This is a genomic window from Gilvimarinus chinensis DSM 19667, assembly GCF_000377745.1.
Classification (GTDB): Bacteria; Pseudomonadota; Gammaproteobacteria; order Pseudomonadales; family Cellvibrionaceae; genus Gilvimarinus; species Gilvimarinus chinensis.
In genome coordinates this window covers 721,962-736,246 of the sequence record NZ_KB898706.1, presented here as the reverse complement: position 1 = coordinate 736,246, position 14,285 = coordinate 721,962, and the positions used below count along the sequence as shown (strand labels likewise).

At 50.0% G+C, this 14,285-nt stretch carries 11 protein-coding genes; 5 read left to right on the top strand and 6 right to left on the bottom strand.

The window, feature by feature from the left end; all coding sequences use genetic code 11:
- Positions 1 to 10 precede the first annotated feature (10 nt).
- On the bottom strand, positions 11 to 586 hold the full coding sequence (locus D568_RS0103395; RefSeq protein WP_020208166.1) for a lipid-binding SYLF domain-containing protein: 576 nt from the start codon (positions 584 to 586) through the stop codon (positions 11 to 13).
- Positions 587 to 710: 124 nt separating this feature from the next.
- On the opposite strand from D568_RS0103395, the gene D568_RS0103390 reads away from it, so the two are divergent.
- Both D568_RS0103390 and D568_RS0103385 read left to right on the top strand, forming a co-directional pair.
- On the top strand, positions 711 to 1,670 hold the full coding sequence (locus tag D568_RS0103390; protein WP_020208165.1) for a 2Fe-2S iron-sulfur cluster-binding protein: 960 nt from the start codon (positions 711 to 713) through the stop codon (positions 1,668 to 1,670).
- Positions 1,671 to 1,839: 169 nt separating this feature from the next.
- The gene (locus tag D568_RS0103385; RefSeq protein WP_020208164.1) at positions 1,840 to 2,859 is read left to right on the top strand and encodes a LacI family DNA-binding transcriptional regulator; all 1,020 of its coding nucleotides are present in this window, start codon (positions 1,840 to 1,842) and stop codon (positions 2,857 to 2,859) included.
- 51 nt (positions 2,860 to 2,910) lie between these two features.
- Here D568_RS0103385 and D568_RS0103380 read toward each other — a convergent pair whose 3' ends face one another.
- The 3 genes from D568_RS0103380 to D568_RS0103370 form a co-directional block, all read right to left on the bottom strand.
- Positions 2,911 to 3,987: an acyltransferase family protein gene (locus D568_RS0103380; RefSeq protein ID WP_020208163.1), complete on the bottom strand. Its 1,077-nt coding sequence runs from the start codon at positions 3,985 to 3,987 to the stop codon at positions 2,911 to 2,913.
- A 55-nt stretch (positions 3,988 to 4,042) separates the two neighbouring features.
- Entirely contained in the window at positions 4,043 to 4,954 is a 912-nt protein-coding gene (nagK, locus tag D568_RS0103375) for an N-acetylglucosamine kinase (RefSeq protein ID WP_020208162.1), read from the bottom strand.
- Between the two features lie 531 nt (positions 4,955 to 5,485).
- Positions 5,486 to 6,310, bottom strand: coding sequence for an SMP-30/gluconolactonase/LRE family protein (locus D568_RS0103370; protein WP_020208161.1), 825 nt, complete (start codon positions 6,308 to 6,310; stop codon positions 5,486 to 5,488).
- Positions 6,311 to 6,420: 110 nt separating this feature from the next.
- On the opposite strand from D568_RS0103370, the gene rdgC reads away from it, so the two are divergent.
- The 3 genes from rdgC (at position 6,421) to D568_RS0103355 (ending at position 9,527) form a co-directional block, all read left to right on the top strand.
- On the top strand, positions 6,421 to 7,338 hold the full coding sequence (gene rdgC, locus D568_RS0103365) for a recombination-associated protein RdgC (RefSeq protein ID WP_020208160.1): 918 nt from the start codon (positions 6,421 to 6,423) through the stop codon (positions 7,336 to 7,338).
- 23 nt (positions 7,339 to 7,361) lie between these two features.
- Positions 7,362 to 7,922 (top strand): glutathione S-transferase family protein, encoded by a 561-nt coding sequence (locus D568_RS0103360; protein WP_020208159.1) that lies wholly within the window; start codon positions 7,362 to 7,364, stop codon positions 7,920 to 7,922.
- A gap of 96 nt (positions 7,923 to 8,018) precedes the next feature.
- Positions 8,019 to 9,527, top strand: coding sequence for a tryptophan halogenase family protein (locus tag D568_RS0103355; protein ID WP_020208158.1), 1,509 nt, complete (start codon positions 8,019 to 8,021; stop codon positions 9,525 to 9,527).
- 66 nt (positions 9,528 to 9,593) lie between these two features.
- On the opposite strand, the gene D568_RS0103350 is transcribed toward D568_RS0103355, so the two are convergent.
- Both D568_RS0103350 and D568_RS0103345 read right to left on the bottom strand, forming a co-directional pair.
- Positions 9,594 to 11,102 carry a tryptophan halogenase family protein gene (locus tag D568_RS0103350; protein ID WP_020208157.1) on the bottom strand — a complete coding sequence of 503 codons (1,509 nt, stop codon included), beginning with the start codon at positions 11,100 to 11,102 and terminating at the stop codon, positions 9,594 to 9,596.
- A gap of 122 nt (positions 11,103 to 11,224) precedes the next feature.
- The gene (locus tag D568_RS0103345) at positions 11,225 to 14,263 is read right to left on the bottom strand and encodes a TonB-dependent receptor (protein WP_020208156.1); all 3,039 of its coding nucleotides are present in this window, start codon (positions 14,261 to 14,263) and stop codon (positions 11,225 to 11,227) included.
- Positions 14,264 to 14,285 lie beyond the last annotated feature (22 nt).

Below are 14,285 nucleotides of genomic sequence, written 5' to 3'. Positions count from 1 at the left end.
GGGGGTTAGCTTACAAGGCTGAGTATTTAAACTTTTGTCCGCTTAAGGCCGCTTCGTACATTAAGCCACCTTTCGCGTGAGTAAAGACCGCCATTCCCTCGTTATAAATAGCCTTTTGCAAACCTACTTTATCAGAAGTACCCGACGCACCAACACCAGTGCCTGTTGTGCTCACCTTAGCGTTTGCGCTGGCGGTAATGGCCACCGCACTCGCCTGGGCACCAAACTCAAAGTTACCTGAAGTAAACTTTTCAAAATCTGCTTTGGTTTCAAAAAAAATAACTTCACTAAACGCTTGCCCCCCAAGCTGGAAACCAATGCTTAGCTGAGTCATGCTGGTATTGCCCACATGAACCCCTTGCTCATAAACTCGCCCCTTGCCATGTGCGCCGCCGACACCTACACCCGCCTTACCAATGGTTGGAAACACTGCATACCCATAAGCGGTGTTAAAAAAAGTGCTCACCTGAGGTGACTCTTTAAAAGTTTTTAACGCTGTTTGATACTTTTCATCTTCATTCGCTTGTGCTGCCGAAAACAAAAACACCCACATGAACGAAACCACCAATACCGATAAATGTTTCATAAAGCCTCCAAATTGCCAATACACCCAATTCGAGAAATTAGGAATAACCAGATAAAGCACCTGAGCCAACCTGTTGGCGCAAATGCTTTACAATAGATTAATACATTCAATAGCCAATCACACTATGGTAAAGCTGGTAGTAGATAAACAGATTATTGAAGCCAATTCTGGCAGCTCCCTACTAGACACACTGCTAGACAACGGTTTCCAAGTACCTTACAGCTGCCGTGCCGGAGTCTGCCAATCCTGCCTGGTGCAACTGACTGAAGGCTCACCTCCCGGTGAAACGCAAGCGGGGCTAAGCGACTCACAAAAATCAAAGCAATTGATGATGAGTTGCCAATGCCGCCTTCACAGTGACATGGCCATTCAGCTCTACGACCCTCGTGCCGAACAACAGCTTGCGCAGGTCTCCTCCTTAGAGCTTCTAAGCCCTGAAGTATTTGAACTTTCTTTACGTTGTGAATTGCCTTTTCGAGCGGGTCAGCACATCACTTTGTGGCGTGACCACCAAACCGCCCGCTGCTATTCCATCGCCAGCCTGCCTGCTGATGGCCACATCAGCGTTCACGTCAAACGGCATCCGAATGGCCGTTTCAGTCAGTGGGCGCTCGAAAACCTGACCCCGGGCTCAACCATAGGGTTGACCGGGCCGTCTGGTGATTGTTACTACCACAATGATGCCCCTGAACAACCATTGCTTTTTGCCGCCACAGGCACCGGTATCGCCCCTCTGTATGGCATTGTTCGAGACGCACTATCCCAACAGCATCAGGGTGAAATAACCATTCTTTATTGTGGCCGACGTGCAGATTCCCTTTACCTAAAGACAACCCTGCAAACCCTTGCGCTAAGACACAGCAACATCACCCTGAAATGCCTGGCTCAAAATAACGAAAGTACTGCCGATGTTAACCAAGCCGACGCTTACGACCACATAAAAAACCTGTCAGAGAACCTCGGCCACCATCGTATTTACCTTTGTGGTGCACCAAGCTTTGTACAGAAGATGCGCAAACAATGTTTTCTAAAAGGCGCTAAACCCAGAGCGGTCCACTTTGATGCGTTTGAAGCCGCGCAATAAAGTAAAAGCGCGATAAAGAGCGTCTATTGAAGCGTCCTTTCCACTCGCCACACGCCCATAAACACGGTAAACTTCGACAATGCTAAATCCGTTACATTTTGCTGGTTTATAACCGTAACTTACGGAAAATGCACTGCTATCGCTTACAAGGACTCGAATAAGAATACTCATGAAACCCACCATTAAAGATGTTGCCAAGCTGGCCGGCGTTTCCTTCAAAACCGTTTCGCGCGTCATCAATAATGAGGGCACAGTTGGGCAAGAGCTTCAAGACCGCGTCTGGAAAGCAGTAAAACAGCTTAACTACCGCCCCAACCTATCGGCTCGAGGCTTGCGTGGCGCAGCATCCTCAATTGGCTTTATCTACGACAACCCCAACAGCAATTACGTCATCGACATGCAAAAAGGTATTCTCGATGAATGCCGCAAGCAAGGTTACGAGTTGGTGATTCACCCCTGCGATGCCGCAAACCGTTCAATTGTTCAAGAAGTGCAGGAAATGATCGACCGCAGTCGCGTTGGCGGCCTGGTTCTCACCCCGCCCATTTCTGAAAACGCAGAAATACTCGCCGCCATCAGTGAGCGCAACATCAAATTTGTCCGCGTCTTATCCGGCGCTAAAGCTCCCGATGATTTGTCTCCTTGTATCTACATTGATGACCGCAACGCAGCCTACGCCATCACGGAGCATTTGATAAAGCTCGGCCATCGGGACATAGCCTTTTTAGGCGGTGACGAGGAACACCAATCCAGCGGAGAGCGTTTAGCCGGCTATAAAGCGGCCCTTGAGGACAACGGTATTAAATACGTGGCGAAACGCTTTTTACCCGGCAGCTACTCTTTTGAGTCTGGCGTGGAGCGCACCCGTAAACTGCTTACCTCAAAAGGGGAGAACCCTACGGCTATTTTTGCCTGTAACGATGAAATTGCCGCCGGAACACTTTTCGCGGCACGCATAGAAGGTATTGATGTACCTCGAACCCTGTCCATAGCAGGCTTTGAAGACAGCCCCTTCTCACGCCAGGCCTGGCCAAATCTCACGACTGCCGCACAGCCCACCAGCACTATTGCGCAAAAGGCGGCCTCACTGCTGATAAAGTCTCTGCGTGAAAGCAAGAAAGTGGAAAGCGAAGGGTTTTACCCTGAACTGATTGTTCGCGAATCCAGTTGCCCGCCACCCGCCAAATAGCGGGTAGCATTAAACTCAGCCAACCCTTGTGCGTAAACCGCTCGCGAAACCTTAAATAGAAATAACAATATTACGCCTATCCAACCACCACGCGATAACCCAAAGAATGGCAACATGCAGCAAAGCAAACATAAGCGATGCGTTGTAAGGGTTTAAAAAATCAGTAAACAACTCAAAAATATGCTGATACAGCGATACACCATCAATATTGAACAGATAGTAGGTTTTTACCCAAAGAATGCTCAACACGTAAATAAATAAAGGGTTTTTCCCCAGCAGAGTAAAACTTTTTAACACCGGCACCGCCGCTGGCAACTTTTCCAACCACACTAAAGCCAGCAGCGTAAGCATGCCCGCACCGGAAGTAAGCAACACAAACGAACTAGTCCATAAAGATTTATTAACAGGGAACAGCGGATGCCAAGCTAAAGCAGCCAGAACGCTCAGCCCCCCCAACCCCAATAGCGTCAATTGCGCACGCTGTTTATTTTCACTGCCAATTAAAATGCGTGCAGCTTCAAAGCCAATTAAGACATTCACAATCGCAGGTAACGTGCTCAACAATCCCTCAGGATCAAAAGCAATACCTTTACCCTGCCACAGATGTTCCGCACCCAGCACAGCAAGATCGATGTGACGAACCACACTATCTGCTAAGGAGTAAGGATCTGCGGAAACGTTTAGCACTCCCCAATACCCAGCGAGCAAAACAGTGCCAATAACCAACCGCCACATACCGGGAAGCCAGACAATAAACGCAGCAGCACAATAAGCCAGGGCAATACGCTGCAGCACCCCGAGGATGCGCAACTCATCCAGCGCGCCCGTAAACGGATAAGCATTTAACAGCAGGCCAATCAAAAACATTAAGGCCGTACGCTTAAAAATCTTTCGCGTTCGTTCTGATTTTGCAACAGCCTGTTGCGAACGGTTTGAGAAAAACATTGCCGAGCCGACAATGAACAGGAAAAACGGAAAGATATAATCGGTAAAAGTGGCTCCATGCCAATCAGCGTGCAGCAGGGGTGCATACACGTAAGACCAAGAGCCGGGGGTATTTACCAAAATCATCAGGGCCAAAGTCAGCCCACGCATTGCATCAAGCGCAATGTAACGCTGTTTTGCCATCGTTGCCTCTTATTAAGATTATCACTCGACGGCCCTGTCAGATTGTAAAATTACATTATTGCGCTACCGCGACTACTTCACTTGCGTAACTACTACGAGCAAAGTGGACAGCACCAAATTCTGGCTGGTTTAACGGATCAGACATGCGCGAAGCGATGTCAGCGTCCATCCAGTCGACTATGCGGGTAGACACACCACCAAGCATAGACATACGCGGAGGGTTCAGCGCCCACAACTTACGAGCCACATCGGTCAGATAATCAGCGCCACCACGAATAATAGAAAGCGCCACTTCATCACCCTCTTCCGCAGCGGCAAACACGATAGGCGCCAGCTTGGCATAATCACTGGACTTCGCGCCATTTAAACGCTCTACAATCATGATTCCACGAGCCTGCAACTGCTCAGAAACTAATTCAGTCAACGCTGTTGCTGGCCCTAAACCGTCCGAGTCCAGTAATACAGCTTTAATACATTCAAGGCCAATCCAGGCACCGCTGCCCACGTCACCACAGGGAAAACCATGTGCACCTAAGGTGAGGGATTGACCATCAACATGCGCAAAACCGCAGGAACCCGTACCGGATACAATCACAGCGCCATTGTCTTGTTCATGCGCAGCAATACAAGCAATATGTAAATCGGTAGTCAGATACTGAGCTTTGTAAGGGTGTTCCCATTGGTCAACAATTTTGAACAAGCTGGGTAAATTAACTCCCGCCAAACCTAGCCCTGCCACTACGCGCGACTTATCCTCTGGCGTTAAACCAGCGCTACGCAGTGCGTTATCGGTGGCATTGACGATAGACTCAAGCGCGCGGGCCACACCATGATATGGATTTGACGGGCCGCCATTACCCACCCCTAGCACCTGGTTATTTTCGTCAACCAGCACAGCGCGACACTTAGTACCCCCCCCATCAATACCTAAGTACAAAGTCTCACCGATTCCAGGCTGATTGCCCATGCTCACCCTCATTTATTGTCTATAGGATTCCGGAGGGAACCCATTCTGCCGCAGACGCCACAGAACATTTATTTGATTATCAAGTTCATACGACTCTGAAAAAGGTGGTTGGTGCCAACTGGCACCAACCACAAGGAGAGCCATGATAGATGATACTTACAGTCCCTGCGTATCACACGATGCGATCCCTGGCACCGCGATTCAGGTCGAGTGATTAAAATGCCCATAATAATCACCCAACACCAAATTTGTCTGCTGCCGCTAGCGCGACCCAGAAGTTGTCAAGTTGCGCCACAGGACAACGTTGTCAACGACTCTAACTTTAGGCCCATAAGACAACGTTGTCAATAGTTATATAAAATTAATTAGCACTTAAACATTACTTTTTTTCACTTTATTTTCAATAGCTTATAGGTAACCAAAGGGGAAAGTTAATATTTTTCTTATTATTTTCACCTAAGCGGTACTTTTTACCAGAAAAGAACGGAAGGTGACACGAGTGCCCACTCTGGGCACTCAGAGTGATTCATATTATAAGCGGTAAGCTTGCACACCATTGGATAGAAAGGTCGGAATATAAAGCCGGTTGGTTGCAGGGTCATAGCCAATATCGGCAGTATTGACCTGCGGCTCACGGCTATCGCGCAATAATGTCAGGGCACCAGCGCCATCCACTCGATACACCAACCCCGCCCAACAGGAAACGAGGTAACCGCCTTCAGCCAGAGGTTCAACCCCATCCGCTTTCTCTGCAAAACCTTTGGCAATGACTTCCAACTCGCCGTCGTGAAAGCGATACAAGGTATCTCCAGCAGCAATCACCAGGCTATCGCCCTCCACCAGTAACCCGTTCGCATTAGGTACGCCCGATAAAAAGGTGGATATAACCCCATCCACTAACACATGCACCCTCCCCGTACGCGTATCCGATACGTACACAGTGCCTTCGGCGTCCGCGGCCACATCGTTCAAAAATACCGCCCCTTCTACCGGGTACGAAGCAATACGTTTACGCGCTGCCAAGTCAATGGCCACCAACTCTGTAATATCGGCCACATATAAGGTGCTTCCTACCACCGCCATACCTTTGGGCGCGTTTAGGCCGCGAATAAAGTTCTGGTCTTTTATGTCGCCCTCGGTACTCAACAACGCAATACCGCCCTGGCCGTCCGCGGCGGTTGAATCCCCCTCAATTTCGGACACCAACAACTGTTTACCCTCTGGGCTTTGCCAAACCAACACTGATTCGGGAGTACGCAACCCCTCAACTTGCCATTCAGGAGCCCCAAGCGAGGGTGTTTCCGCCAGCGCCTGCGAAGCCAAACAAAAAGCCAGTATTATTTTGAACGGTTTCATAAAGTTCTTCCTTTGATCGTTAGAGACAGTGTAACCAGAACTCACCCCACCCGCAGCCCCTCCAGTGGTGATACACTCGCCCATCGTTTTTCCAGAGTAGACAGATTGGTATGTGGTATAAGAATTTACGTATATTTCGCCTTGGCGAAGCCTTTAACCTAACGCCTGAACAGCTCGCCGAGCAACTGGAGCCCGCCAGCTTTGTGCCCTGCGGCAAAATGGAGCTGTCGCGTTACGGCTGGGTCTCGCCCCTGGGGCCTGAGGGCGCAAGCCTCGCCCACGGCGCCGGTGGCTACATTGCCCTGTGCGCCAAAAAGCAGGACAAAATCCTGCCCGCTGGCGTCATAAAAGAGCAGGTGGAAGAAAAGGTGCGCGAAATTCGCAGTAAAGAAAGCCGTCCGGTAGGGCGTAAAGAGCGCGAAAACTTAAAAGATGAAATTACCTTTTCCCTGTTGCCCCAAGCCTTTAGCAAATCCAGCCATTGCCACGGTTTTATCGACACTCGCAACCGCCTGTTAGTGGTCGATTGCGCCAGCGCCAATAAAGCCGAAGAGTTCACAAGCGCCCTGCGCGATGCCTTGGGCAGCTTAAAAGCCACGCCACTCAACCCCAAGCAGCCCGCCAGCAGCGTCATGACCGCATGGTTAAAAACCGGCGAGCCGGAGGGTGATTTTGCCTTGGGCGATGAGTGTGAATTAATCGCCAGTAAAGACGAGCGTGTTATTCGCGGTAAAAAGCTCGATTTACTGGATGATCAAATTACTCAACACTTAGACACAGGCATGTTTGCCAGCAAGCTGGCCGTTAGCTGGAAAGAGACTATCAGCTGTTTAATTGACGACCAATTCACCTTCAAACGTGTTAAGTTTTCCGACGAACTGCTAGAGCGCGCCGGTGACCGCAACCCAGAGACAATGGCCGAACAATTCGACAACGAATTCGCCATTATGACCCTGGAGCTAAGTGCGTTTATTCAAGCCGCCCTGGACGCTTTTGGCGGTGAAGATAGCATCAACGAACCAATATAAAGCCACAGCAAATGGAGCCAAGTATGCAACTGTACGGAAGTTACACCTCGCCGTTTGTGCGCCACTGTCGTATAGCCCTGCTAGAGACGGAGCTTAAGTGCGATTTTATTGAAACCGACGCAGCCGCCAGCGCGCAAAAGTCCCCCAGTAAAAAAGTGCCATTTTTACACGATGGCGACACTCAGCTGACTGACTCAACATCCATTTTAAAGTACCTGCGCGAGAAATCCGGCGGCAGTTATTTCAGCGATGTTGCCGCCTATGATGTCTTCTGCCTGGTAAACACCGCCATGGACGCCTGTGTAAATTTATTTTTCTTGGAAAAAGAAGGGCTGACCCCGGCGCGCAGCGATTACTTAAAACGCCAGCAGGCACGGGTGGACTCTATTTTCGCCGAGCTGGAAAAAATGCCACTACCCCACAGCGCCCCTTACAATGATATGGAACTGCGCTTGGGGTGTTTTCTTGCCTGGGGCATTTATCGGCAGCGCTTTAGCCTGGGGGGCTACCCGCAGCTTGCGCATTTTTTAGAAACGTTAAATAACTACCAACCGTTTCGTGATACGGCACCGCCTGCGCTGTAAACTCTAGCGATAAAGAGCGCCTGGCGCGAAGCCGCGCTGGACGCTCACTAACTCATTGGTTATTCTCGCGGTATAAATTCTCAAGCGAGCGAACCCGTGTCACACAGTCAAATCAATCACCTTACCATTGTCGGCGGCGGCACAGCAGGCTGGATGGCCGCCGCCTCCATCAGCCGACAACTGGCAGACTTTAATATAAAAATCACGCTTATTGAATCCGAAGACATTGGCACTGTTGGCGTGGGTGAAGCGACGATTCCCAGCATTCGCAGTTACAATGATTCACTCGGCATTGATGAAATTGATTTTATTAAAGCCACTCAGGCCACTTTTAAGCTCGGTATTGAATTTCGAGATTGGCGAGAAAAAGGCAGCCGTTTTTTTCATCCTTTCGCCGATTATGGTATTGATTTAAACGGCGTCGCTTTTCATCACTATTTAGCTCGCGCAAAAATAGCAGACCTACCGGCAGACCCAGCACAATACTCCTTTGCCACTCAGCTTGCCTGGCAAAACCGGTTTGCCCAGCCGCACCCTAACCCGCCATCGCCCTTAGCCGATTTCGGCTACGCTTATCATTTTGATGCTGGTCGCTACGCAAGGTTTTTACGTCGCTATGCCGAAGCTCGTGGTGTAAACAGGGTAGAAGGAAAAATCGCCACCACCCAACACCACCCGGATAGCGGAAACATCACTTGCGTAACACTGGGCGATGGACGCACAGTAAACGCTGATTTCTTTGTCGATTGCTCGGGGTTTCGCGGTTTACTGATTGAAAAAGCCTTACACACCGGCTATGACGACTGGCGCAGCTGGCTGCCCTGCGACAGTGCCATTGCCGTGCAAAGCGATAAAGCCGCCGAGCTGACCCCTTACACTCGCACCACGGCTAAAGCCGCCGGCTGGCAGTGGCGCATCCCGTTGCAACACCGCACGGGTAACGGCTATGTGTACGCCAGTGAGTTTTGTGATCAGAACAAGGCCGAATCCACACTGCTAGATGGGCTTGATAGCACAGTGCTAACCGAACCGCGCCGGTTTCAGTTTGTGACCGGCAAGCGGAAAAAAATCTGGCACAAAAACTGTTTTGCGCTCGGCCTGGCGTCTGGCTTTTTAGAGCCATTAGAGTCAACCAGTATTTCCCTGATTCAGACTGGCATCAGTAAACTGTTAGAGTTCTTTCCTCACAACGGCATCAACACGGCAGACCAAAATGAAGTGAATCGCCAGCACGCACACGAGTTTGAGCGCATTCGCGATTTTATTATCCTGCATTACAAAGCCAGTAATCGCAGCGACACCCCGTTCTGGCAGCACTGCCAGACCATGAACATTCCCGACACACTTGCGCATAAAATGGAGGTGTTTAACAGCCGGGGTAAGGTGGTGATGCTGGAACCCGAAGCCTTTGAGCGCGACAGCTGGGTTACCATGTACTTAGGCTTCCATAAATTCCCACAAGACTATGATCGGCGCGCGAACACCCTAACCAGCAGTCAGCTGGCAGAGCAGCTGGAAAAAATGCGCAACGCTGTGCACCAAGCTGCGAGCCAACCGTTAAGCCACGCGGATTTTATTCAACGCCACTGTGCGGCGCCGGAGTAAGCCGCCAACCGCGCTCTTACTATCGCCGTATCTACAGGCTAGAAGAGTGCCCGTAGATAACAGAGGCTAGGGTGCGGCTGCGGCGCAATTTTCAGTAATAAACTCATCGTGGCCAGGTACGCTGGCCACGGCATTGGCCACCGAACGCCGCATATCACCCAGGGCTTTTTGCAAATAAGCCGGGTCCATTTTTTTAACGCGCTCATCAAAGCGTTCAGGCAGACAATGAAAACCACTGTATATTGCCAGCCAACTGGGCGGACCGAAAATTTCAATAGGGTAACGAATCAAATCACCCCTCTCTTTAAACGCATCTAGCTTGCGGCTCAGAGTGTCGGGAATATCCATCATCTGGCACTCTCGCCAAAAATCACTATCACCCCGCTGATTCAGCTTGTAATGCAAAATAATAAAATCTCGCACTCGCTCGTATTCTTGAGCGGTTAAATCATTGAATTCCTGCACCTGCTTTTCAGTGTAAAAAGGACCACGAAAGACTCGACGAATCTTTTCGATAGCGGTTTCTACCAAGGCAATACTGGTGGACTCTAACGGTTCCAGAAAACCGGCGGCCAAACCAACAGCCACCACGTTTTTATTCCAGGCTTTCTTACGCCGCCCGGCCACGAACTGAAACGCGCGCAAATCGGTCATCAGTTCGCCATCAATATGATTCGTTAAGGTAGCGGCGGCTTCATCGTCACTGACATGCTTACTGCAATACACGTGGCCATTACCCTGACGGTGCTGCAGGGGTATCTTCCACTGCCATCCCGCTCGGTGCGCCTGGCTGACAGTATAAGGCGCCGCCTCACCCTCGCGAACACTTTGCACCGCCACGGCGCGGTCGCACTTAAGCCACTGGCTCCAATCCTCGTAGCCGGTGTGTTGTGCCTGCTCAATCAACAAACCTGAGAAGCCCGAGCAATCTACAAACAAATCCGCTGTAACAATCGCACCATTCTGTAACTTCAACGCGCTGACGCTCTGATCACCAGCAACGTCTACTCGCTCAATTTTTTGATCAACATGAATAACGCCATTTTCCAAGGCGTAGCCGCGCATTAAGCGGGCAAACAAAGCGGCATCGAAGTGCAGCGCCCAATCAAAAACAGACAACTCAGAAGGCGGTTTTGGTGAAGGCTGAATAAATTTATGCTGTTTGGCTAATTGTACCCCCAAGGAGTACTCGTCGAGACTACCCGCTTCACCCTGCTCACGCAGGTACATCCAGTAGTGGTGAAAATCGATACCATTGGCCTTTTGCCCATAAAGACCAAAAGGATGAATAAATTGACTACCCTGTTGATACCAGTCACGGAATTCAATGCCCAATTTACACGTTGCCTGGCAGGCACGCATAACATCCAGGTCATTCATTCCCAATTCGGCGTAAAAGCGCCGCAAGGTGGGAATGGTTGCCTCCCCCACCCCGACGGTGCCAATTTCAGATGAGTCGATTAACGTCAGTGCAATATCGGTTTTACGAAAGTGCTTGGCCAGCATAGCTGCCGTCATCCAACCGGCTGTACCGCCGCCAACAATTACAATACGTTTCACCGAAGTTTGAGTCACAACTTTTCCCCTGACATTATTTATTTCAGCTTATACAAAAAAACCGCCACACAAAACCCTGAAGTTTAGGTGGCGGTTAGAAAAATATGCGCCGCCAAGCGACGCACGAATTGCTTCAGAACTTAGAAGTTTACGCGAGCACCCAGTGCCCAGCGAGCTTCGTAAATGTTCTGGAAGGCTTTTTGATCTGAGAACTCAACGTAGGTCTGCTGGTACTCTTCCATAATGTTAGAGCCATTGACATACAAATCGATATTTTCAGTCACATACCAAGTCACGTTCATGTCTAACTGACCGTAATCGTCTTGATACAAAGCCTGAGAGCCTGTGGCATCATTACCTTGAGCAATCAAACGAGGCGAACGGAAGTTATAAGCCAAACGTGCCGCCAATACATCATTCTCAAACCAACCCACAACGTTGTAGGTATCTTCAGAGTTGTTGATGAATGGCAGCTCTCCGTTCACGCCCTCGGCCTCTTGTGAGCTGTCAGAGTAGGTGTAGTTCACATCAAAACCGAAATTAGACATAAAGCCATCGGTGATATCGCTAAAGGCCACTTTAGCCTGCAATTCTACACCGGTCACGCTACCGCCAGTTCCCTGAGTCGGACCTTGGAATGGCCAAGGACCACGGTTGATACCGTCAGCGTCAGGCTCGTCTAGGTAGGTCGTACCCGTTTGCACAAAACTATCGATTTCAATATCGAACAAAGAGGCACCCACCATAGAGGCGCTACCCAGATACCATTCGATTGCCAAATCCATGTTTTCAGCGCGGGTAGGATCAAGCGTCGGGTTACCGTTCAAGTTACCGCCGGTAACACGCATGCAGTTACAGTCTTCGTTAAAGACACGGCCAACGGATTTAGCACCACCCCAGGTGAGAAGGTCCAAAGGCTGCATGGTTTTACCGTAAGAAGCACGCAGAATTAAATCGTCAGCTAAATGGTATGACAGGTTCAAGCTGGGCAGCACATCGGTGTAACCGCGCTCGGTCACCACATCGCCCGCGTCATAGCTTACGCCAGAATGAGGCACGGCATCACCGGTAACGTTTTGTACTACGGTAAGGTCAGTTTCAACAACCTTAACACCCAAGTTACCGCTCAGATCACCAACGGCAAAGTTGACGTTACCAAAGTAGCTGAACTCATCCAGCCCAACTTTATAGGATTGTCCTGGCTGGACAAATTTAGTTTGTTCACCGAACACTTGGGTTTGGTAAGCCAGGGTGTCATCCAACGCTTTAGGATCAACGGTCCAAACACCGGGGATACCCTCTACCGGGCCAAAGTCATCAATCCACACAACGTCATTGTGCTCATCAATGCGAGTAGGCATCAATAAAGTGTACGGAACAAACTCACCATCAACCATTTCACCCTGCTGCAAGCTCATATCACAATCAGGCGTGTTGGCAAACTGGTCTACCGCTTTCCACTGAGCCATACAGCCAGTATCGGGAAATGTACCAAAGTAAGAGAACACGTCGTGATCTACTGAGCGTTCACTTTGACGTACACCGAAATCCACACTGGTAATGAAAGCAGTGTCATCAAACTCGTAATTCCAGCGAGTGCTGAAGGTGTTAATTTCACCTTCATCATCAGTGTTGTTTTCCGATGACATGGCGCCTACATGGTAGGAATCGATGCTGGCCATATACTCAGCAACGGTCATTTGACCTTGGCCACCGTCAACAATCTGATCGAAACCACTGAATACCGGATGCTCACCAGAAGCGTCGTACTTAATCAGGAACTCGTCATCTTCAATGCCGCCCGGCGCATACTGAATGTAGCACCCGCCGTCATCACCCATGCTTGAGCCAGGGATATGATTCGTCCCATCACAGTATTTACCAGGTACCAGACCACCAGGGCCAGTTACCAGCGTGCCTTGGTCGATGCTCAGCATATCGCCTTCCACATAACCATGACGCATGCTGGCAGAAGCTGTCGCACGAGTAACTCGTACTTGACCGGTCAACGGACCGCCATTGTCAAAGTTTAACTCAACACTGGCATTTTCAGATTTTTCGGTGTTGCGGTTAACCTGAGAGAAAGACTGTAAGCGGTAAGGGTTGGCGTAGAAAGCATTGATGGTATTCCACGACTGAGGCGCACCTTCCTCGGGGGTTCCTTCATTAGGAATAAAGGTAAATTCATTACCCAGCAATCCAGCTTCGGTCTCAAACGCGTAGCCGGTAAACGTCTGCCAGCGGTTGTTGTGAGAGAAGCCCGCACGACGGTTAAAGCGGTCTTGCTCACTGTAGAAATAATCAGCTACCAGCTCAACACCATCGGTCAATTGCGCCTGGAAAGACACATTGGCCCCATCGCGTTGACGCTCTTCTTCTTTATGGAAAGCCGCAAAACCTTGTGGAACCAAGTGATAGGTATTTGGGTTTACCGCAGGAGTGCTCCAAGTATGGTTGCTGTTGGTCGCACCAATGCCGCCATTTTCAGAGGTATCAAAGTAACCGTTAAAATCGGTTGCCAGATTCTTCTCGGTGGTTACCGCGCTGACCAGAATGCCCCAATCTTCCGCATTATAGGCAATTAAGCCATTAACAGTGGGGTCGTATTCGTCACTGATAGAGCCGTGGTCTACTTCTGCACCGGCAGAAAAGGTCCAGCCTTCATCCAGGTCGAACGGACGACGGGTTTGCAGGTCAATAACACCCGAAATACCCTGCGCGCTCACGTCGGCACGGGGTGATTTGTACACCTCTGCGCCAGAGAACAGTTGTGACGGCAGATCACCAAAGTCAGCACTGGACGCATCAATGGTGGTGGCGCTCAAAAATACTTCACCATTGAGCATGGTGCCCACATTGCTTAAACCACGGATTTGTACCGGGCCACCCTCACCAGCGGTACGCTCTACCTGAATACCAGGAATACGCTGCAGCGAGTCGGAAATGGTTACATCGGGGAGCTTACCGATATCTTCGGCAGAGATGGCGTCAACGACCGAAGTGGCGTCGCGCTTAGTGTTAATAGCATTTTGTTGCGATGCGTAAACACCGGTCACCACAACTTCTTCAAGCATTGGCTCAGATTCTTGCGCCTGAGCCATATAAGCGGATGCCAACAGGCAGGATGAAATACTGGAAGCCAGTACCTTCCTCCGGAAAGTGCCTTTGTTAGATTCCATAACTGTCTCCTCACTATCGTTT

Coding starts and splice junctions, on each gene's coding strand:
- D568_RS0103395 (WP_020208166.1), bottom strand. CDS start 586: ATGAAACATTTATCGGTATTGGTGGTTTCGTTCATGTGGGTGTTTTTG.
- D568_RS0103390 (WP_020208165.1), top strand. CDS start 711: ATGGTAAAGCTGGTAGTAGATAAACAGATTATTGAAGCCAATTCTGGC.
- D568_RS0103385 (WP_020208164.1), top strand. CDS start 1,840: ATGAAACCCACCATTAAAGATGTTGCCAAGCTGGCCGGCGTTTCCTTC.
- D568_RS0103380 (WP_020208163.1), bottom strand. CDS start 3,987: ATGGCAAAACAGCGTTACATTGCGCTTGATGCAATGCGTGGGCTGACT.
- nagK (WP_020208162.1), bottom strand. CDS start 4,954: ATGGGCAATCAGCCTGGAATCGGTGAGACTTTGTACTTAGGTATTGAT.
- D568_RS0103370 (WP_020208161.1), bottom strand. CDS start 6,310: ATGAAACCGTTCAAAATAATACTGGCTTTTTGTTTGGCTTCGCAGGCG.
- rdgC (WP_020208160.1), top strand. CDS start 6,421: ATGTGGTATAAGAATTTACGTATATTTCGCCTTGGCGAAGCCTTTAAC.
- D568_RS0103360 (WP_020208159.1), top strand. CDS start 7,362: ATGCAACTGTACGGAAGTTACACCTCGCCGTTTGTGCGCCACTGTCGT.
- D568_RS0103345 (WP_020208156.1), bottom strand. CDS start 14,263: ATGGAATCTAACAAAGGCACTTTCCGGAGGAAGGTACTGGCTTCCAGT.